The sequence below is a fragment of the Acinetobacter lwoffii genome, from assembly GCF_052078135.1.
Lineage (GTDB): Bacteria > Pseudomonadota > Gammaproteobacteria > Pseudomonadales > Moraxellaceae > Acinetobacter > Acinetobacter lwoffii_Z.
Window position 1 is genome coordinate 140621 of sequence record NZ_JBQGUZ010000005.1, and the last position, 19167, is coordinate 159787.

Annotated in this window: 19 protein-coding genes; 7 read left to right on the top strand and 12 right to left on the bottom strand. The window is 42.2% G+C overall.

The window, feature by feature from the left end:
* Window positions 1-84: 84 nt before the first annotated feature.
* Entirely contained in the window at window positions 85-726 is a 642-nt protein-coding gene (yfcF, locus tag ACTL4S_RS05150) for a glutathione transferase (protein WP_219309589.1), read from the bottom strand.
* A gap of 239 nt (window positions 727-965) precedes the next feature.
* Here yfcF and ACTL4S_RS05155 point away from each other — a divergent pair, with 239 nt between their 5' ends.
* A complete protein-coding gene (locus ACTL4S_RS05155; RefSeq protein ID WP_441298885.1) occupies window positions 966-1682 on the top strand; it encodes a glutamine amidotransferase in 717 nt (238 codons plus the stop codon).
* 47 nt (window positions 1683-1729) lie between these two features.
* Here the strand turns inward: ACTL4S_RS05155 and ACTL4S_RS05160 are convergent, their stop codons facing one another.
* From ACTL4S_RS05160 to ACTL4S_RS05180, 5 genes are all read right to left on the bottom strand, one after another.
* Window positions 1730-2317 carry a YceI family protein gene (locus ACTL4S_RS05160; RefSeq protein ID WP_441298886.1) on the bottom strand — a complete coding sequence of 196 codons (588 nt, stop codon included), beginning with the start codon at window positions 2315-2317 and terminating at the stop codon, window positions 1730-1732.
* A gap of 130 nt (window positions 2318-2447) precedes the next feature.
* Window positions 2448-2903 (bottom strand): GNAT family N-acetyltransferase, encoded by a 456-nt coding sequence (locus tag ACTL4S_RS05165; RefSeq protein ID WP_253144725.1) that lies wholly within the window; start codon window positions 2901-2903, stop codon window positions 2448-2450.
* A 175-nt stretch (window positions 2904-3078) separates the two neighbouring features.
* Window positions 3079-3294 carry a hypothetical protein gene (locus tag ACTL4S_RS05170; RefSeq protein ID WP_004729883.1) on the bottom strand — a complete coding sequence of 72 codons (216 nt, stop codon included), beginning with the start codon at window positions 3292-3294 and terminating at the stop codon, window positions 3079-3081.
* A gap of 134 nt (window positions 3295-3428) precedes the next feature.
* Complete coding sequence (gene tkt, locus ACTL4S_RS05175) at window positions 3429-5417, bottom strand: transketolase (RefSeq protein ID WP_195724848.1); 1989 nt, start codon at window positions 5415-5417, stop codon at window positions 3429-3431.
* 445 nt (window positions 5418-5862) lie between these two features.
* Window positions 5863-6246 (bottom strand): pilin, encoded by a 384-nt coding sequence (locus ACTL4S_RS05180; protein ID WP_409655168.1) that lies wholly within the window; start codon window positions 6244-6246, stop codon window positions 5863-5865.
* A gap of 473 nt (window positions 6247-6719) precedes the next feature.
* Between ACTL4S_RS05180 and metK the strand changes: the two genes are divergently transcribed.
* From metK to ACTL4S_RS05195, 3 genes are all read left to right on the top strand, one after another.
* Complete coding sequence (gene metK, locus ACTL4S_RS05185; protein WP_004729886.1) at window positions 6720-7886, top strand: methionine adenosyltransferase; 1167 nt, start codon at window positions 6720-6722, stop codon at window positions 7884-7886.
* Between the two features lie 330 nt (window positions 7887-8216).
* A complete protein-coding gene (locus tag ACTL4S_RS05190; protein WP_005104359.1) occupies window positions 8217-8561 on the top strand; it encodes a hypothetical protein in 345 nt (114 codons plus the stop codon).
* 266 nt (window positions 8562-8827) lie between these two features.
* Window positions 8828-10039 (top strand): YeeE/YedE family protein, encoded by a 1212-nt coding sequence (locus tag ACTL4S_RS05195; protein WP_441298887.1) that lies wholly within the window; start codon window positions 8828-8830, stop codon window positions 10037-10039.
* Between the two features lie 53 nt (window positions 10040-10092).
* Here the strand turns inward: ACTL4S_RS05195 and ACTL4S_RS05200 are convergent, their stop codons facing one another.
* From ACTL4S_RS05200 to ACTL4S_RS05210, 3 genes are all read right to left on the bottom strand, one after another.
* Complete coding sequence (locus ACTL4S_RS05200; RefSeq protein WP_004646660.1) at window positions 10093-10602, bottom strand: hypothetical protein; 510 nt, start codon at window positions 10600-10602, stop codon at window positions 10093-10095.
* Between the two features lie 63 nt (window positions 10603-10665).
* Window positions 10666-11445 (bottom strand): TIGR03915 family putative DNA repair protein, encoded by a 780-nt coding sequence (locus ACTL4S_RS05205; RefSeq protein WP_441298888.1) that lies wholly within the window; start codon window positions 11443-11445, stop codon window positions 10666-10668.
* Window positions 11445-12704 carry a putative DNA modification/repair radical SAM protein gene (locus ACTL4S_RS05210; RefSeq protein ID WP_409655181.1) on the bottom strand — a complete coding sequence of 420 codons (1260 nt, stop codon included), beginning with the start codon at window positions 12702-12704 and terminating at the stop codon, window positions 11445-11447. Before ACTL4S_RS05210 ends, ACTL4S_RS05205 begins: the two co-directional genes overlap by 1 nt.
* Window positions 12705-12911: 207 nt before the next feature.
* Between ACTL4S_RS05210 and ACTL4S_RS05215 the strand changes: the two genes are divergently transcribed.
* Window positions 12912-13955 (top strand): NAD(P)H-dependent flavin oxidoreductase, encoded by a 1044-nt coding sequence (locus tag ACTL4S_RS05215; RefSeq protein ID WP_253137752.1) that lies wholly within the window; start codon window positions 12912-12914, stop codon window positions 13953-13955.
* 55 nt (window positions 13956-14010) lie between these two features.
* Here ACTL4S_RS05215 and ACTL4S_RS05220 read toward each other — a convergent pair whose 3' ends face one another.
* Both ACTL4S_RS05220 and dusB read right to left on the bottom strand, forming a co-directional pair.
* Window positions 14011-14688, bottom strand: coding sequence for a hypothetical protein (locus ACTL4S_RS05220; RefSeq protein ID WP_180087243.1), 678 nt, complete (start codon window positions 14686-14688; stop codon window positions 14011-14013).
* 249 nt (window positions 14689-14937) lie between these two features.
* Complete coding sequence (dusB, locus tag ACTL4S_RS05225; RefSeq protein WP_253137751.1) at window positions 14938-15963, bottom strand: tRNA dihydrouridine synthase DusB; 1026 nt, start codon at window positions 15961-15963, stop codon at window positions 14938-14940.
* Window positions 15964-16043: 80 nt separating this feature from the next.
* Here dusB and ACTL4S_RS05230 point away from each other — a divergent pair, with 80 nt between their 5' ends.
* Entirely contained in the window at window positions 16044-17252 is a 1209-nt protein-coding gene (locus ACTL4S_RS05230) for a DUF1615 family protein (RefSeq protein ID WP_312326211.1), read from the top strand.
* Window positions 17219-17872 (top strand): HAD-IB family hydrolase, encoded by a 654-nt coding sequence (locus tag ACTL4S_RS05235; RefSeq protein ID WP_004729896.1) that lies wholly within the window; start codon window positions 17219-17221, stop codon window positions 17870-17872. The genes ACTL4S_RS05230 and ACTL4S_RS05235 overlap by 34 nt, the downstream gene beginning before the upstream one ends.
* A 193-nt stretch (window positions 17873-18065) precedes the next feature.
* Here ACTL4S_RS05235 and ACTL4S_RS05240 read toward each other — a convergent pair whose 3' ends face one another.
* Window positions 18066-19160 carry a fatty acid desaturase family protein gene (locus tag ACTL4S_RS05240; RefSeq protein WP_004646650.1) on the bottom strand — a complete coding sequence of 365 codons (1095 nt, stop codon included), beginning with the start codon at window positions 19158-19160 and terminating at the stop codon, window positions 18066-18068.
* Window positions 19161-19167 lie beyond the last annotated feature (7 nt).

Below are 19167 nucleotides of genomic sequence, written 5' to 3' on the forward strand. Positions count from 1 at the left end.
CTTTCAAGTCTTGTTCTGATTCATATTACGCTTGAATTTTACCTATTTAAGTAGTTTTTTTATGAACTGTTTTATCAGTCGGCATTAAATTAAAGTTTTAGCTTTTTCATGTTCTTCCAGCCACGCCTGTACCGAAGCACGCTTAAAATTACCCTCGACATATTCTATTATTTTCACAGGAAGTTTCACCTGATGGCTCAGCAACCGATGCAATATAAAGGCCAGATCAAAGTCTGCAATTGACCAGTGTTCAGTTAACCATATATCCTCCAGCATATGTTCTGCCACATTTAACAATCGCTGAATTTCTTCAGTTATCGGAGCTGTAAGAGGTGTAGATATTTTTGGTGGATGAAATACCGAATCGGAAGGCATTTGCTGGCGGATTTGCATAAAATCGGTTTTGACCAAGGCTTGTATAGCGCGGCATTTGGCTCTGGCCTGAATTTCCTTAGGATATAAGGCCGGATAACTTGGAGCCGGAAAGGTATCTTCCAAGTATTCAGTGATTGCCCATGATTCAAACAGGCTAAAGTTATCTACTATTAAACACGGAACTTTAGCACTTGGACAAATAGCCTGATAAGCCGCAGATTTCTGTTGCTGCTGATCTAAATCAATCACGATTTCCTGAAAATCTAAACCCTTTTCTTTTAAGGCAACATAGACCGACATGGCATAAGGGCTGATTCTATTTTTATCGACATATAAACGTATATTTTGCATATCCTTGTTCCTGATAGGCTTGTTGTTTTTATTCAGTACGGCAGTCTTACTCTACTCTCTTTCCTATACAAAAGGAAAATGACCCACTTCATGTAGCGATCACACAAAAATGTTTATACAGTTGCCGATAGCGAAGCGATATTCATTATTTTCTATTTTGCACAGGATCGGTAGATAAAGCCTTTTATTTTGCTTTTGATTCACGTTAAATTAAATCATTCTCTTGATATCAAAAAACTATGCTGAACTTAGCCCACCTCCCCGATACCGTTTATGCCATTCAACATCTCGCTTTTGAAGACTTAGGCGCTTGGGAAGATATTTTTTATCAGCTCGGCTTACGTGTGCGTTATTTCGAAGCCGGTATCGATGATCTCACTAAGGCTTTTGAACACCCCGGATTAACAGTCATTCTCGGTGGCCCGATTGCAGTCTATGAAACTGAGGATTATCCTTTTTTACAACAGGAAATAGATTTACTTAAAGTACGTTTAGAAAAGAATTTACCCACTTTAGGTATTTGTCTGGGTGCTCAACTCATTGCTCATGCACTTGGGGCCAAAGTCTATGCAGGACATAGCAAAGAAATTGGCTGGTCTAAACTTAAGCTTGCCTCTATTGAAAATAATCCACTAAAAGCTCTCGAAGATATTGAAGTGCTGCATTGGCATGGTGATACATTTGACCTACCTGAACAGGTAGAATTACTGGCCAGCTCTGACCTTTATCCAAATCAGGCTTTTCAGGTAGGACAGAATATTCTAGCACTACAATTCCATGCTGAAGCGGCCAGTGAAAGTTTAGAGAAATGGCTGATTGGACATACCTGTGAGTTACGCAAAGCCCAGATCAATATTCCCGCCTTACGGGCGGATCATCAAAGCTATGCGCCCGCGCTTGAACAGGCAGCCAGTTCGGTATTGATGCATTATTTAGAAAACCTGCAACTTAAATAACCGTAATAAAAAAGCACCCTGTTGGGTGCTTTTTTAATTTGTCATTCTTACTTTTTCGGAGCAGGTACAGAAGCCTCAGTAGTAATGTTCACTGTAATTTTATCGCCCACATTTGGAACATAACCGCCTACCCCAAAGGCTGAACGGTTAAATGAAGTGGTTGCATTAAAACCAATCGTTTGTAATTTGGTCATTGGGTGCACACCTTGTTTGTTTAAAACCGCATCCAGTACCACAGGTTTAGTGACATCTTTCACGGTTAAGTTACCGGTGATTTTGTATTTGTTTTTGCCTAAAGCCTGAACTTTAGTACTTTTAAAAGTGATATTCGGATATTTGGCAGCATCAAAAAATTCTGCTGTCTTAATATGGTCATCCAGTGCTTTCACATTCGTATTAATGCTTGCAACCGGGATGTTCACATTAACCGAAGAATTCGCAGGTTTTTCATTATCAACATTAATGGTACCTTGGATGTCACTGAAGTTTGCAGATGGTGTAGAGAAACCAAAGTGGCTCCAAGAGAAAACAGTTGCTGAATGAGTCGGGTCAATCGTATAGCCCACTGGTTTTGCCATAGAAACTGTTGCTACAGATGCGACCGCCAAGCCTAATACTAATGTTTTGAAATTCATGTTTTTATCTCACGTTTTGGATGTTATTAAGTGTATAGAATCTGGAACCGTTTACAGCCCTAAAGATAAAAAGTTTTGTTGCAGTGATGAAACGATAAAATTGTAAGTTATTTTTTTTAATTTTTGAGCTTTAATCCATACGGTACTGGATGAATCCAGTTTTCTTGGCGACTTTGTTATACAACGCTTGTGCCTGATGATTTGATTCCTGAGTCAGCCAGTAAACCCGGTCGCAATTACGCTGCTGTGCAACCTGATAGACATGTTGAATCAACTTACGCGCCACACCCTTTCCCCGATAGTCAGGATGGGTAAATAGATCCTGCAAATAGGCATAAGGTCTTACTGTCCAGCTACTATTATGTTCGATAACATGCACAATCCCCACGACCTTTCCATCCATCAGCGCCGCAAAACCGTACATTGAATCTAATTCATAATTGGTTAATTTATCCCAGGTATTTTCACTTACCTCTTCAGAAATTTGGGTCTGATAAAAGCGTTGATAGTCTTGCCATAAAAATAGCCATTCTGCCTGTGATATTTGCTCTAAAGATTTGATCTGGATCTGGGGCTGTATATTCATGTTTAACCGCTTCTTTGGCTTATTTCTTTAATTTAAGTCATTTCGATAGTAGTCGCTGAATTTTTATAGCGGCCTAAACTTAGCTTTATCTCATCTGGTGCTCATAAGCAACCTGTCAGATGAAAATCATCCGGCATAAAAAAAGCCCCAATCAGGGACTTTTCATGCTTTATGTTTAAAGTTTTTCAACCAGAATACGATCAACCTGTTTTAGGCCAGTCGTCTTTTCATGATTTTTACGACGCACTTTAATGACCTTTTCTTCGGCTAATTCTTGCAGCATTAAATCAACTGCAACCATCGCTTCAAGAGGTAATTCCTGTCCGATCCACTTGAGTTCGCCTGCATCCATTAAAGTAATTTCATCGTTAATTTGTTCATACAAGCTCATGTTCATCTCACTCTTTCATTTCGACTATGGGAGAACTTTCTAACGATTGCGACATGAAAACAACGCTAAAAAGCGAAAAAATAAAAGACGCCCCAAAAATGGAGCGTCTTTTAAAAAACTGCTTAATCAGTTGATTATGCAGTAATCTCTTTTATAGCTGCTACAACTGCTTCAGTAGTAATACCGAAGAACTGGAACAGATCTTTTGCAGGTGCAGATTCGCCATACGTTGTCATACCGATTACGCGACCATCAAGACCCACAAATTTCCACCAGTAATCAACATGTGCAGCCTCAACAGCAACACGTGCACGAATATTTGATGGAAGAACCGCTTCACGATAAGCTGCATCTTGCTTCATGAATTCTTCAGCACATGGCATAGACACGACACGCACGCCTTCAAGCTGTGCATAAGCTTCCATTGCCAGAGATACTTCAGAACCAGTTGCAATGATGATGGCTTTCAATTCGCCTTTTTCTTCAGCCAATACATAGCCACCTTTCGCAGCGTTCTCAATTTGAGCTTGAGTACGGGTTTGGAATGGCAAGTTCTGACGAGAGAAGATCAATGCGGTTGGACCTTCAGCACGCGTTAATGCAGATTTCCAAGAAATTGCTGCTTCAACGGTGTCACATGGGCGCCATGTATTTAGGTTTGGTGTACCACGAAGGGATGCGATCTGCTCAACAGGTTGATGCGTTGGGCCATCTTCACCCAGACCAATTGAGTCATGCGTATACACATGGATCACGCGCTGTTTCATTAATGCAGACATACGTACCGCATTACGTGCATATTCCATAAACATCAGGAATGTTGCTACATAAGGGATGAACCCGCCATGCAGTGCAACACCATTCGCGATTGCAGTCATACCGAATTCACGTACGCCATAGTGTACGTAGTTACCTGCCGGATTGTCCTGTACGCCTTGCGCGCCTTTCCAAAGGGTCAGGTTAGAACCTGCAAGATCCGCAGAACCACCTAGAACTTCTGGCAATAATGGAACAAGTGCTTGCAATGCATTTTGGCTGGCTTTACGCGTTGCAATTGTTTCAGCTTTGGCATTCACTTCTGCAATATAGGCATCCGCTTTTGCAACGAAGTCAGCCGGTAATTCACCAGATAAACGACGTTTAAATTCAGCGGCTTCAGTTGGATATTTTGCAGCATAAGCAGCAAATGTTTCGTTCCAAGCTGCTTCTGATTCAGCACCTTTGGCTTTCGCATCCCAAGCTGCATACACATCTTCAGGAATCACAAATGCTTCGTCAGTCCAGCCTAGTGCTTCACGAGTCAAGACGATTTCGTCATGACCGAGTGGTGCACCATGACTGTCTTCTTTACCTTGCTTGTTTGGTGAACCCAAACCAATCACGGTTTTACAGATAATGATGGTTGGTTTAGCAGTTTCAGCTTTCGCCTCAACAGTTGCCTGACGGATTGCATCTGCATCGTGGCCATCAACTTTAATCACTTGCCAGCCGTACGCCAAGAAGCGTTGTTCTGTATCGTCAGAGAACCAGCCTTCCACTTCGCCATCAATCGAGATGCCATTGTCGTCATAGTAAGCAATCAATTTGCCCAGACCCAATGTACCCGCCAAAGAACATGCTTCGTGAGAAACACCTTCCATCAAACAGCCATCGCCGAGGAAGCAATAAGTGAAGTGATCTACAACTTGGATGTCGTCTTTGTTGAATTGCGCAGCTAGAGTTTTTTCAGCCAGTGCAAAACCGACAGCATTCGCGATGCCTTGACCTAAAGGACCAGTCGTCGTTTCAATCCCTGGTGCATAGCCCAACTCCGGGTGACCAGGTGTTTTAGAATGAAGTTGACGGAATGCTTTAAGATCTTCAATCGAAAGATCGTAGCCCGTTAAATGAAGAAGCGCATATTGAAGCATAGAGCCATGGCCATTTGATAATACAAAACGGTCACGGTTTGCCCAATTCGGGTTGGTCGGGTTATGGTTCATGAATTCACGCCAAACCACATCAGCGATATCTGCCATCCCCATTGGAGCACCTGGATGTCCTGAGTTTGCTTTTTGCACAGCATCCATTGCCAATACACGAATTGCGTTTGCAATACGACGTTCATTAAGCGGGGTTGTCATAAATCAGAGTCCAAAATATTCAGAAATAGGAAATGATGAAAAGACTTTCAAAACTGCTGTCTATTGTCTTAAAAAAACAGCGAGGGGTAAAGACTAACCAACAATATTTATCAGTTTATTGAGTGTCTCTTGCCTTATCGTACAATTATTCCACATTTCTTCTTCGACTTCGGTTCTCTCTGCCGATTTTTAGCTTAAATTATTCTAAATTTTACTGCTGAAATAATGTTCTGTATCTAGCATTTAAGCTGTTAGACAGGGTTGAATTTATGCTAATTTTGTCTCTATGTCATATGACTCACAGCATTGTTTTTGAAGAAAATCTATACAGTTCACTGATCTATTTATAATGTAATTTGTACTAAATTTTATAAAATATGGGTAGGATTTTTTGATATACAGGTGAAACCTAATTTGCCTAGGCTAATTTCCAACCTCGGCAGACTTATTGTCCTTGACAGGCTTTGGGCAAATAGCGCTGCTGAATATCAGTGGAATAACATTTGCCACTATGAACATCAAAAGCAACCGATTTCCCGCGAATCGCAGCATCCACACCCTGCTCTCGCATCTTGAACTCTATCCGGCACGCGGCATTAATGATCACTTTTTCGATATATTGACCATGCCCACCAATCTCGCGTCCAGCATCACAGTGTTGATCTGAGACAATAAACTGGGTTCGATATGCTCCAGCCTGTTCAAACACTTCGGCCAATTGATTACGCACGACATAAGCTTGATAACTCATAAAAGCCATCGTCACTAAAATCGCGATAATGATGAGCACGATCAGCACTTCAATCAGGGTAAATGCCTTTTGATACATGATTTCTGATCTCCGTACAGTCTTGCTCCAAGAAGTCCATAGCAAAAGATATCGCCATTCCTAAACGGCCAATGTTGAAGACTTAGCGCTAATATGAAGATATACCCGAACATCAACAAGACATTTGGTCGCAAGGCGCACAGCCTGAATCTGCTTTATTGATGTAATGATCACTTGCTTAAGTAAATTTTGAATTTTAAGCTTTGTATTTTTTCTATCGTCTATTTTTTTAAGATTTAATCGGAAATCTAAGCATTTAATTTTCTGACAGTCTGACGGATTAAAATATTGTTGCTTCATATTCCCCAATCAATAATACTGTCTAAATAGACATATCAATTTTTTTAATTCTATTAATCAATTAAAAACACAATAATTTGAAACAATTTCGACCAATTTTGTCGTGTTAAGCTAGTCCTAGAGCGCAACTCGATGTAACATATCGGGTCTTTAAAATTAACTGTGATAGGACTATGCGCGAGTACGCTGTATTTACTTCGGAATCTGTAAGCGAAGGCCATCCAGATAAAATGGCTGACCAAATCAGTGACGCTATTTTGGATGCAATCTTAAAAGAAGACCCATATGCACGGGTTGCTTGTGAAACGCTTGTAAAAACAGGTGCGGTTGTACTTGCCGGTGAAATCACAACGACAGCAAATGTTGATTTTGAGGCAATTGTACGTCATACCGTAAACGGAATTGGTTATCACCATTCTGATCTTGGCTTTGATGGTTCAACCTGTGCCGTGATCAACATGATTGGTAAACAGTCACCTGAAATTGCTCAGGGTGTAGACCGCCAGAAACCTGAAGATCAGGGTGCCGGCGACCAGGGTTTAATGTTCGGTTATGCAAGCCGCGAAACTGATGTATTAATGCCTGCGCCGATTTCATATGCGCATCGTTTAATGGAAAAGCAGGCTGAATTACGCCGTAATGGCACCTTGCCATGGTTACGCCCAGATGCAAAAAGCCAGGTAACGTTTGCTTATGAAAATGGCGTACCAGTTCGTTTAGATGCAGTCGTTCTTTCGACTCAACATGATCCTGAAATCACTCAAGCAAACCTGAAAGAAGCTGTGATTGAAGAAATCGTGAAGAAAATCATTCCTGCTGACATGTTCCATGCAGAGACCAAATTCCACATCAACCCAACGGGTATGTTTGTGATCGGTGGTCCTGTGGGTGACTGTGGTTTGACTGGCCGTAAAATTATCGTAGATACCTACGGCGGTATGGCACGTCACGGCGGTGGTGCTTTCTCTGGTAAAGATCCATCTAAAGTTGACCGCTCTGCTGCATATGCAGGTCGTTATGTAGCGAAAAACATCGTTGCTGCTGGCCTGGCTGACAAGTGTGAAATTCAGGTGTCTTATGCAATTGGTGTTGCTGAGCCAACTTCAATTTCAATCAATACCTTCAATACTGCAAAAGTCTCTGAAGAATTGATTATTGCACTGGTTCGTGAACATTTCGACTTACGTCCATATGGCATTACCCGTATGCTTGACCTGATCCAGCCGATGTATAAGCAAACTGCTGCTTATGGTCACTTCGGTCGTGAAGGTTCAGATACTGCATTTACCTGGGAAAAAACTGACAAAGTGGAAGCGCTTAAAGCGTCTGCTGGTCTATAAGTTTTTCTTAAAAAAAGCCTGCATCATGCGGGCTTTTTTCTGTCTTTCATTTCTTCATTTTTAGAATTATCTCTGGCTCATGATGCCAAATATCTAAATACCAAACTTCATACTATAATCTGCATGTCGAATGATAGTTTTGAAGCTCCCCTCTCTATGAATATCACTATTCCATGAAACTTAAAACAACTTCCGACTGTGCCATTACAGTATAAGTATCGAAAAAAGTTACAGTTAATCAACAAATGTTGATCTATTTGCTAGCATAAATCTAAACAAATGGCTGCTAAATTAGATTGCAGCTCTACAACAACAAAAGGATATTACTCGATGAATAAATTACTGATTGCTTTAGGTTTGGCGACCACTGTTGCCTTAGTCGGCTGTAGTAAAGAAGAAGCGCCTGAAACCGGCGCAACCACAGGTGAGCATTTAGAAAATGCAGCCAATCAAGCCGGTCATGATATGGAAGATGCCAGCCGTGAGGCTGCGGTAGAAACCGAACGAGCAATGGATAATGCCGCGGAAAATACTGCTCAGGCAGCGGACGAAGCTGCTGCTGCAACGTCTAGAGCAGCAGATGCCACTGCGGAAGCAGCACGTAAAGCAACTGCAGCAACAGCTGCGGCAGTTGAGGAAGGTGCCGGAGAAGTTCGGGAAAAAGCTGAAAACTGATTTTAGGATTCAGCTTGATGTTTAAAAGCCTGCGATTGCAGGCTTTTTTATCAGAGATGATTTTAAATATCGAATTATCTAAATTGAAATTGCATTATTTCTTGATGGGATCAATTTTTTATCTAAATGATTCGATAAAATCAAATAAATTGATAAAACTTATCAAGTATTAGAATGACTTAATTGTGATTGAATCGGCAAAACGGGCTGCATTTAAACTGAAATTCAGTAGAATACCAGCCTTTATTTTTAAAATTTAATCTCCCATGTCAGTCATTGTTGCTGCTTCCCAACGGTCGAATATTTCGGTCTGGGCAGCTTTTATTTTGCTTATCATAGGTACAATCGGTGCTTATCAAATCGTAGGCTTAAATCAGGCCCTATTATTTTTGGTTGGTGGTGCACTGGGCATGACCCTGTACCATGCTTCATTTGGTTTTACTTCGAGCTGGCGTGTCTTTATCAAGGAACGTCGCGGCCGTGGTTTACGTGCGCAGATGATTATGCTGGCGCTGGCAGTTTTACTGTTCTTCCCCGCTTTAGGTGCAGGTGAATTGTTCGGCAACCCAGTCAAAGGCAATGTTAACCCTGTTTCCATGTCAGTCATGATTGGTGCCTTTATTTTCGGTATCGGTATGCAGCTCGGTGGCGGTTGTGCATCAGGTACCCTGTATACCGTAGGTGGCGGTAGTGCACGTATGCTGGTGACGCTCTTGTTCTTCTGTATCGGGTCTGTGATTGCGACCTCCCACCTTGACTGGTGGTTTGCCCTGCCACATCTTGAGCCTATTTCACTGGTAGAAAGTTTAGGCGTCCTCCCTGGATTGCTGTTGAGCTTTATCGTTTTTGCCATCATTGCTGCGGCGACTGTTTATTTTGAAAAGAAACGTCATGGTAGCCTGGAAATTGAGCCACGCAGTGAATATCAGGGCTGGAAGCGCTTTGTTCGTGGTCCATGGCCTTTGATTTGGGGCGGTATTATTCTGACCTTGCTCAACTTTGCTACGCTGGCACTCGCAGGTCGTCCTTGGGGCGTAACCTCTGCGCTGGCAGTTTGGGGTGCCAAAGGTGCTACGCTTGTGGGTGTTGATGTAGCTTCTTGGGATTATTGGCAAAAAGCAGGCAATGCCAAAGCACTGGCAGAATCATTATGGTTTGATATTACCTCAATGATGAACTTCGGTATCATGCTGGGTGCTTTGTTGGCAGCAAGTTTGGCAGGTAAATTTGCGCCGAATTTCAATATTCCAAAACGTTCACTGATTGCTGCTGTTATAGGTGGCATAATGCTGGGCTATGGCGCACGCCTGGCCTACGGTTGTAATATCGGTGCATATTTCAGTGGAATTGCGTCGGGTAGTCTGCATGGCTGGTTATGGCTGGTCTTCGCTTTTATTGGTAATGGGATCGGGGTAAAACTTCGTCCGATTTTCTTCCCGAATGAAAAACCGCAGCCTGAAAAACTGACCGGTTGCTAATGCTTAAAATCAAAAAAGCCCATCTGTGATGGGCTTTTTTCTGGCTTTAGGATTTACAGCGCAGCTTTTAAATTACAGCCATAACCCATGGTCTGCTGAACCTGACGATAAGTCGTATAACGATCCAGAATAAAGGTATAAAAATGATCAGCATCAGAGAAATTAGCTTTTAAATTTTCATTCTTGGCATTGGGCAATTTAATGTCATCGACCAGTTCCAGATTGTAATGTCCCAAACGGAACATATCGGCAAAATAACTATTCATCATATCGCAATAGGCGATTTTACTAGGTTTTAATGCGGTACTGCTAACGAGATGCTGGTTCAAGCTTTGCAGATTATTGACATCTAAAGGAAACTGGTGTGCGAAAGCAATGCTTTCGACTTTCTTAAATTTCTGAAAGTCTTGGGCTAACTGGACATTGAGTGCATCAAAACGTTGCTGCAGTTCCTGTGCGGTCTGAACCTGATATTTGGCTGGATCTACGACCGGTTTTTGTGGTTGTTCCGAACATGCAGTTAATCCAGTGAGCAGCGCTAATGACGTTAGCCATACCTTCATGTTTATACACTCAATTTAAATATACCAATGCTTATTATGCCTGAAAGCAGCTTGATGTACTGTTTAAAGTAATTTCTCATTCATATAACGCCAGTAGCGCTTTGGCACATATTGAATATGCAATTTCATGTTCTTGCGCGCCTGAATATTCACACTGTTAAAATAGTCTTTCCAGAGCTGATCATATAGCAGCTCTTGATCATCCAGTTCAATACTGAATGATTGACTATGACCAATCCGGATTTGTGGATCGATTATTTCAGCGTTCATCTCGACCTGATGCATCTGCCTTAAATCATAATAAATACCGTAATTACGCTGCTCGTCATAAATCAGCCAGCTTTGATCCTGATAACGCTCCTGAAAATGTCGGGAAATAATCGGCAAGACATTAAAATCCGGTCTGACCAGACTCATAAACAAACCATCTTTGGCTTTTTTAAAGCGTACAAAAGCCTCCATACGATGCTTTTCCCGCCCCACTTGCTTGGCCCATTGCGACATGCCGATCACCGCAGTATGACCATAATCTTTATCGACTGGACGCTGGTTTTGAAAGACATAGACTGCAAAATCAAAAAGAGTCTGGAACGCTGCTTCCTGCTCTGACAAAAACGTATAGTAAAAAGCACGCAAACTGCTGGAAGATACTTTCTGCTTTAATCCCTGCCACACCCGCTGCCCATGCTGATCATTAGAGGCCACATGGATAAATTCATCAAATAAACCTGTTTGTGCTTGAGGATTGGCCGTCACTATCACGTTAAATTCTTTAAACTCGAAAGCACGAAATACACAACTGAGCAGACCAGTCATGCTGCCATCAAAACAGTAACTTGCCACTAGAAACCCAATCCTAATTGAGGTGAAAGTTGCTGCTGATATTTGGATTGTCCTGACATCAAAATTTGCTGGCGAATCTGATGGGATTGCTGATCTTTCTTAAATTTCGGTGTATCTGCACAGCGGATAAAATGCTGCGCCCGGTTATAAGCCACGCCCATGCGTTTTAGCTGGTCAATATGAATCTGTCCAAAACGGCGGGCCTGTACAATTTTCTGAGCGGAACGCACGCCTATGCCGGGTACCCGTAGAATCATTTTATAGTCGGCACGGTTAATATCGACTGGAAAGGCTTCAGGATGACGCAAGGCCCAACTGAGTTTGGGATCAATCTCCAGTTCCAGATTCGGATGCTGCTCATCGACAATTTCATCAGCAGCAAAGCCGTAAAAACGCATTAGCCAGTCGGATTGATACAGACGGTTTTCTCTTAATAATGGTGGTGCTGAGCCGATGGCGGGTAAGGCTTTCTCTTCAGGGTTAATCGGAATATAACCAGAGAAATACACCCTTTTCAATTTGAATTCCTTGTAATGCTGGTCAGCCATTAAAATAATGTCCTGATCGGTTTCACTATGCGCGCCCACCACCATCTGTGTGGTTTGTCCGGCAGGTACAAACTTGGGGACTGACTTGATCAGCTTGCGTTCATCTTTGAGCTGGATCAACCGGTCACGCACAATGCCTAAGTCTTTTTGTACTTCAGCATGGGTTTTCTCAGGCGCAAATTTTTGCAATCCCGCTTCCGTCGGCATTTCCAGGTTAATACTCATACGGTCGACATACAGCCCAGCTTCGGTAATGATCTCCTGTGATGCACCCGGAATGGTTTTCAGATGGATATAGCCATTAAAGTTTTCTTCGAGTCTAAGTTTTTTGACCACCTGCAGCATCCGTTCCATGGTGTGATCGGCCGATTTAAAAATCCCCGAACTGAGAAACAAACCCTCAATATAATTACGCCGATAAAAGTTCATGGTCAGATCGACGACTTCCTGCACGGTAAATGCTGCACGCTGGACATCATTGGAACGGCGCGAAACACAATAGGAACAGTCAAAAATACAGACATTAGAGAACAGAATTTTCAATAAGGACACACAGCGGCCATCTTCGGTATAACTATGACAGATACCATTCCCGGTATTGCCCACGCCCTTGTCTTTATTTTTACGGTTGCTACCACTAGATGAACAAGACACATCATACTTGGCAGCATCGGCTAAAATTTGCAGTTTTTCACGGATACGATCAGACATGAGCTCAGAGAATATGTGACCAAAAAGCTATTATAAAGTGTTCAATTCTAGGCTAATAAGAGTTATATCTTCTTGGCGACGTAGCGTGTCGCAAGAAATGTAAACAACACGTAACCCATGCTGCAGTATTTCAAAATAAAATAACCAATATGATTTGCTTAATTTTGTGCTCAAAGGCAAAGTAAAAGCATAACAAGGAGCAAATCTATGTCTTTATTAGAAAATCTCGGAATTAAACATCCTATTTTCTTGGCACCGATGGCAGGTGTCTCTACGCCCGAGCTTGCTGCCGAAGTGTCCAATCAGGGCGGCTTGGGTTCACTGGGTCTGGGGGCCAGCAGTATTGATGCAGCGCGACAACAGATTTTAAAGACTCAAGAACTGACAGATTGCCCTTTTCAGGTTAATTTTTTCTGTCATGACACTGTTCCTGTAGATGAGGCTGTAGCGCAGGCATGGATTGCACAGTTTAAAGATAAATTTGCCGAATATGGCGCTCAGGCACCAGATCATTTGGAGTGTATTTATCCGAGTTTTAAAGACAATGATGACTTTCTGAATCTGGTATTAGAAATCAAACCGCGAGCAGTCAGCTTTCATTTTGGGATTCCACATCCGCATCAGATTCAAGCCCTAAAACAGGCCGGGATTCTGACCATGGTATCTGCCACCAATTATGCCGAAGCTAAAGCCATTGAAGCAGCCGGAATTGATATCATTATTGCGCAGGGTATTGAGGCTGGTGGCCATCGCGGGATTTTCTCGACCAAGTTTGATGCTTCAGTCAAAACCTCCAATCTGGTGAAGCTGATCAAACAGCATTCTTCCTTGCCGATTGTAGCGGCAGGCGGGATTATGACGGGTGAGCAAGCGCGTCAAATGATGGATTTCGGTGCAGATGCCGTGCAACTTGGGACTGCATTTGTGCAGTGTAAATCTTCTAATGCCAATGATGCCTATCGTAAAGCCTTATTTTCCAAGCCACTCACTCAGGTGAGTGCCAGTATTTCCGGTCGTCCTGCACGCGGCATCATTAACCACTGGCATATTGAAGTGGATACACCCGATCGGCTGGATGTTCCGGCTTATCCATATACTTATGATCTGGCCAAGCAATTACATGCTGCTGCTGCCAAACATGGGGATCAAGGTTATGGTGCATTCTGGGCAGGTTCGAACGTGGCACAGATTCGTGAAATGGAAGCTTCCGATCTGATTAACCAGCTCATACTGGAAATGAAGCATCTTTAATACTTGAATCATAAAAAAACCTCTCCACATGGAGAGGTTTTTAATTTATCTAGAATTAGCGTGTGACACGATGCCAGGCATCTTTAACTGCAAATTTCGCTTCTTCCCAGTTGAGGCGGGACTCACCTTTTAACTGTTCCCACTTGGTACGCAGTTCAGGTTCGGCACGGTCAAAATCCGTATCATGCTCATACATCGGACGATTTTCATAACCGACCCGGTAAGCACCGCGATAATCACGATCATAATCTAGATCGCCATATGTGCTACGCGTTTCATTGAAATACGGGCGATTATGATACTCATCTCTCCAGTAATTATCTTCTGCTCTCAAATGATCTGGATGTCGATAGTTATCTGCCTCAGGTAAGTTCTCTGGGTGCTGGTAATTATCTGCCTGTTTCTCATGATCAGGCGTTGCAATATCATTACCCGCAATACCGCCAACAACGCCACCAATAATACCACCCACCACTGCACCTGGAGGACCACCTACCAGACCTGCAACTGCACCTACCGCAGCTCCGCCCAAAGTACCGGCACTGGTGGCAGCCAGATTATCTTCACCTTCATTCATGTCTGGAACACGAGGATTATCTTTCACGGGTGTATTCAAATCTGGACGTGCATTGGTATCAGTCGGATTGATATTCAGGCCTTCACTGCGTTCTTGTGGCAATTCCGTTGACGTTTTATGGCTAAACTCTGTGACTGGACGATTGGTATTTGTCATTACAGATCTCCCTCAATGATGACGATAAACAAGATGGATCACATCTGGTTTATATCTGGATAGGTTCATCATAGAGGAAGCTTGAGTAAGCAATGTCCAAGTCCTGTCCAGTTTAAGTGAACAAACTGTGCTGCTATGTATTAGACAGGCTGAAGTGTAAACAAAATGCAAAAATCAGCCTGCTCAAGATAAAAAAGGTAGGGATTTCATGCAAAAAATATTACCTGATTCGCTGAATTTTACCCGTCATTACTTGGTTTCCAGTAAATTCACATGCTCGACCTGCACATCATTCATGGTTAAACCATGTTCTAGCAATGCATTAAAATAATCTTCTACCACACGATATTGATCAGCCGTATTTTCCACCTGATACATGTTCTGGCGAAACTCGTTGCTGGAACGCAAACCTTTGGTGTACCAGGCAATATGTTTACGGGAAATCCGGCAGCCGGAATATTCGCCGTAAAATTCGTATAATTCTGTCAAGTGTCCCAGTAGCACATCTTTCACTTCTGTAATACTTGGTGCATCAAGATGTTGACCGGTTTTTAAATAATGGGCAATTTCACGAAAAATCCAGGGGCGACCTTGTGCTGCACGACCAATCATAATTGCGTCTGCACCGGTATAATCCAGCACGTATTTGGCTTTTTCAGGACTGTCGATATCACCGTTAGCAATCACGGGAATATTCAACATTTCCTTTACGTCTTTGATTAAAGAATAACGTGCGGTATTCAGGTACATGTCTTCACGGGTACGGCCATGTAAAGCCAGTGCCGCAATCCCGGCTTGTTCAGCACGTTTGGCGACCCGTATAATATTTTCCTGGCCGTTCAAATAACCAAGACGGGTTTTTAAGGTCACTGGCACATTAACTGCAGCAACGACAGCATCCAGAATGCGTGCTACTAGATCTTCGTCCTGCAATAAAGCAGAACCGGCGAGTCGGTTACAGACCTTTTTGGCTGGGCAACCCATATTAATATCAACAATTTGCGCACCATTGGCCACTTGATAACGTGCCGCTTCAGCCAGATCATGGGGATCTGAACCAGCAATCTGCGCTGAAATCGGGGCCAACTCTCCATCAAAATTGGCACGATATAAGCTTTTTTTACTCATGCGCAAAGTTTTGTCAGACGTCATCATTTCACTGACCGCATGGCCTGCACCAAAGTATTTGCACAAGGTTCTAAACGGACGGTCGGTCACACCTGCCATGGGAGCGACAATCAAATTGTTTGACAGTTGATATGGACCAATATACATATAAATTCATCACTTTTTTGATGGGCATAGTATACTGCATCTGCCTTATTCGCTCATCTTTTCAATTAATTTACGACACCATGAATAAAACTTTCGCTTCTTGTTTTTCTTTTAAGTCATTGTCTGTACTTGTACTTTCTCTGGGTCTTGCCGGTTGTGGCAATGGTTCATGGTGGTCAAAAGATGATGAACCGACACTTGAAGTTGAACATATTCGTAAAGCCATTCCTGGTCGGGTGAATCAGCGTGAGTCTTGGGCACAAGATATTTACGACATTACCGAACAGCTCGGCATTCCTCAGACCAAGGAAAATGTTTGTACGATTGTGGCAGTGGTTGATCAGGAATCTAACTTTGTTGCAGATCCTACTGTTCCGGGTTTGGGTGAAAAGGCGGTTAAGGAAGTCCAAGGTCGCCTTGATGAAAAATTCAAAGATAAGCTTGGTCAAGCAATTGGTGGCACAGTTGCAGGATATTTCCAGGAAGTTCTCAAGAACCATCCGAGTCCTGAAGACAACTACTTAAGCCAGATGCGCCGGGTCAAAACCGAACGTGAACTCGACGAATTATATCGTGAAATATTTGATTATATGTCAAAGCATTATCATGTTAGCGCCCTGACTGGTGCTGCCAAACTGGTCGGCCAGAATATTGGCGAGAAAATGAATCCAATTACCACCTTGGGTTCAATGCAGGTACATATCAGCTATGCGAAAGAACATAAACGCCAAGGCGGCAATATCGCAGAGTTACGTACCGATCTCTACAGTCAATATGGCGGTCTGTATTATGGGATTCATCGCCTGATGATGTATCCGGCGGATTATGACAAGCCAATTTATCGTTTTGCGGACTATAACTCGGGCATGTATTCCAGTCGAAATGCCGCTTTTCAGAGCATGTTAAATGATTTAACTGAAGCCGAACTTGATCTGGATGGCGACTTATTGCTCTATACTAAAGATGGCGCGATCCGTTCGCAGAAGAGTCAATCTGAGCGTGAGTTAATCAGTGTTTTTGCCAAAAATAATTTTATTATCACTGAACGTCAAATCCGAGCTGATTTAAAGAAAGAAAAAGATAAAGACTTTGAAGATACGATGACTTATCGTGGTGTCAGCAAGCTTTATCAGGAAAAAACGGGTAAAGATCCTATCTATGCCATTATGCCTGAAGTGGTCATTTCCGGACCAAAATTAAGTCGTGATTATAATACTAACTGGTTTGCTACCCGCGTCGATGGTCGATATCAAACATGCATGCGCAAAATCAAAAATCTAAAACTCTAGCCTTATTTGATTTTGATGGAACCCTGTATCTACATGATAGCTTTACCGGGTTCATTTTCCATGCCTTAAGAAAACGGCATATTGTGAAACGCGGCATGCAAATTTTGCCATGGATACAGGCCTATTATTTAAATTTCTATCCGGCACACCGCATGCGACCCAAATTGTATGCCAGCATGTTTAAAAACAGTGATGCAGAGGAAATTCTGCAATTAGCTCAGGATTATGCACAACAACTAATATTCAAGTTGAATCCGAAATTATTAGAACAACTTAAACAGCATCAACAATTAGGACATGAAGTCGTGCTGGTATCAGCCTCATTGGATTTGTATCTTAAACCGGTGTGCAGTTATTTAAATATCGATTTAATCTGTAGCGAAGTTGAAATCAAAGCTGGGAAATTGACAGGGTTTTATCAAACTCCTGACTGTAGTAACACACAAAAGAAAATTAGAATTCTAGAAAAATATAATCTGGATAATTATGCTGAAATTTATGCTTATGGGAATAGCAAGGAAGATATAGAAATGCTCAGTCTGGCGCAGCAAAGCTATTTTGAGGGTCAAGATCAACAGCTTCCAAAAATTAATATTTCAGCTCATTCGATGCCATATTAGTCCTTTCCATTCTATCGGGTTAACCAACTAAACGCCTTTAAACAACGCTATAAATGACAGATTAACTTTTTTACTTTATGCCTTGAAATCATCTTAAATAGCTTCGTAATCAGGATTTTTACTTCCTGAAGTATTCGCCTCCTAGCTAAAAAAACCACTTCATTTGAAGTAGTTTTTTTAGCTTTAAGAAAAATTATTTCTTAAACGGAAATGCATATTTCACAATACGTTTGATCACACTACCGTACTGTTTTACCAAGCTGGCATTGTTATAGTTCAAACCATATTTTTCACAAACAGCCTGAACTTTCGGTGCCATTTGACGATAGCGACGTGCAGGTACATCAGGATACAGATGATGTTCAATCTGATGACTTAAATGACCCGTCAAGATATGAAATGCTTCAGAACCAGTCAGGTTGGATGAACCACGGATCTGACGCATATACCAGTGACCACGACTTTCATTTTGCAGCACCGATTTCGGGAATACTTCCACATCTTTGGTAAAGTGACCACAGAAAATAATACTAAAGGTCCAGATATTACGCAGACCATTGGCCACCATATTGCCAGTCAAAACCGGTAAAGCCGCAGGACCTGCGATGAGTGGAAAGAATACATAATCTTTAAACAGCTGTTTACCGATTTTGCTCTGCATTGGACGCCATTCTTCTTTGGTCTGCTCTTTGCTTTTGCGACCTTTGAAGTATTTACCCAATTCAAGATTCTGAATCGCAACGCCCCACTGGAACAATAAACAGAATGGCACTGCATAAATCGGTTGCAATAAATAACCCGGTTTCCAGCGCTGTTCCGGGAACAAGCGTAATAGACCATAACCGATATCATCATCCATACCCTTAATATTGGTATAAGTATGATGCTTAAAGTTATGGGTTTGACGCCAGTTGTCTGAAGTCCCTACAATATCCCATTCATAAGTCTGACCATTGAGTTTAGGATCATTCATCCAGTCATATTGACCATGCATGACGTTATGACCCAACTCCATGTTTTCCATGATTTTGGCAAAGCCTAATAGACCTGTGCCTAGCAACCATGCTGGTGGGAACCAGCCTGCAAACAATAAGGCGCGACCGGCAATCGATGAGTAACGAATGGTTGAATAGACACGACGGATATATTTCGCATCTTTTTCACCTAGATCATCTAGCACTTCTTGCTTAATCGCATCAAGTTCACGTGCAAGTTCATCAAGTTCAAACTGGGTTAATTCACGGTTTTTAGGATTTTTAAAATACTGTAATTTTACTGGCATATTCATAGGATAA

What these genes read in the sequence shown, in the direction of transcription:
- yfcF (WP_219309589.1), bottom strand. Translation starts at nt 726, where the DNA reads ATGCAAAATATACGTTTATATGTCGATAAAAATAGAATCAGCCCTTAT.
- ACTL4S_RS05155 (WP_441298885.1), top strand. Translation starts at nt 966, where the DNA reads ATGCTGAACTTAGCCCACCTCCCCGATACCGTTTATGCCATTCAACAT.
- ACTL4S_RS05160 (WP_441298886.1), bottom strand. Translation starts at nt 2,317, where the DNA reads ATGAATTTCAAAACATTAGTATTAGGCTTGGCGGTCGCATCTGTAGCA.
- ACTL4S_RS05165 (WP_253144725.1), bottom strand. Translation starts at nt 2,903, where the DNA reads ATGAATATACAGCCCCAGATCCAGATCAAATCTTTAGAGCAAATATCA.
- ACTL4S_RS05170 (WP_004729883.1), bottom strand. Translation starts at nt 3,294, where the DNA reads ATGAGCTTGTATGAACAAATTAACGATGAAATTACTTTAATGGATGCA.
- tkt (WP_195724848.1), bottom strand. Translation starts at nt 5,417, where the DNA reads ATGACAACCCCGCTTAATGAACGTCGTATTGCAAACGCAATTCGTGTA.
- ACTL4S_RS05180 (WP_409655168.1), bottom strand. Translation starts at nt 6,246, where the DNA reads ATGTATCAAAAGGCATTTACCCTGATTGAAGTGCTGATCGTGCTCATC.
- metK (WP_004729886.1), top strand. Translation starts at nt 6,720, where the DNA reads ATGCGCGAGTACGCTGTATTTACTTCGGAATCTGTAAGCGAAGGCCAT.
- ACTL4S_RS05190 (WP_005104359.1), top strand. Translation starts at nt 8,217, where the DNA reads ATGAATAAATTACTGATTGCTTTAGGTTTGGCGACCACTGTTGCCTTA.
- ACTL4S_RS05195 (WP_441298887.1), top strand. Translation starts at nt 8,828, where the DNA reads ATGTCAGTCATTGTTGCTGCTTCCCAACGGTCGAATATTTCGGTCTGG.
- ACTL4S_RS05200 (WP_004646660.1), bottom strand. Translation starts at nt 10,602, where the DNA reads ATGAAGGTATGGCTAACGTCATTAGCGCTGCTCACTGGATTAACTGCA.
- ACTL4S_RS05210 (WP_409655181.1), bottom strand. Translation starts at nt 12,704, where the DNA reads ATGTCTGATCGTATCCGTGAAAAACTGCAAATTTTAGCCGATGCTGCC.
- ACTL4S_RS05215 (WP_253137752.1), top strand. Translation starts at nt 12,912, where the DNA reads ATGTCTTTATTAGAAAATCTCGGAATTAAACATCCTATTTTCTTGGCA.
- ACTL4S_RS05220 (WP_180087243.1), bottom strand. Translation starts at nt 14,688, where the DNA reads ATGACAAATACCAATCGTCCAGTCACAGAGTTTAGCCATAAAACGTCA.
- dusB (WP_253137751.1), bottom strand. Translation starts at nt 15,963, where the DNA reads ATGTATATTGGTCCATATCAACTGTCAAACAATTTGATTGTCGCTCCC.
- ACTL4S_RS05230 (WP_312326211.1), top strand. Translation starts at nt 16,044, where the DNA reads ATGAATAAAACTTTCGCTTCTTGTTTTTCTTTTAAGTCATTGTCTGTA.
- ACTL4S_RS05235 (WP_004729896.1), top strand. Translation starts at nt 17,219, where the DNA reads ATGCATGCGCAAAATCAAAAATCTAAAACTCTAGCCTTATTTGATTTT.
- ACTL4S_RS05240 (WP_004646650.1), bottom strand. Translation starts at nt 19,160, where the DNA reads ATGAATATGCCAGTAAAATTACAGTATTTTAAAAATCCTAAAAACCGT.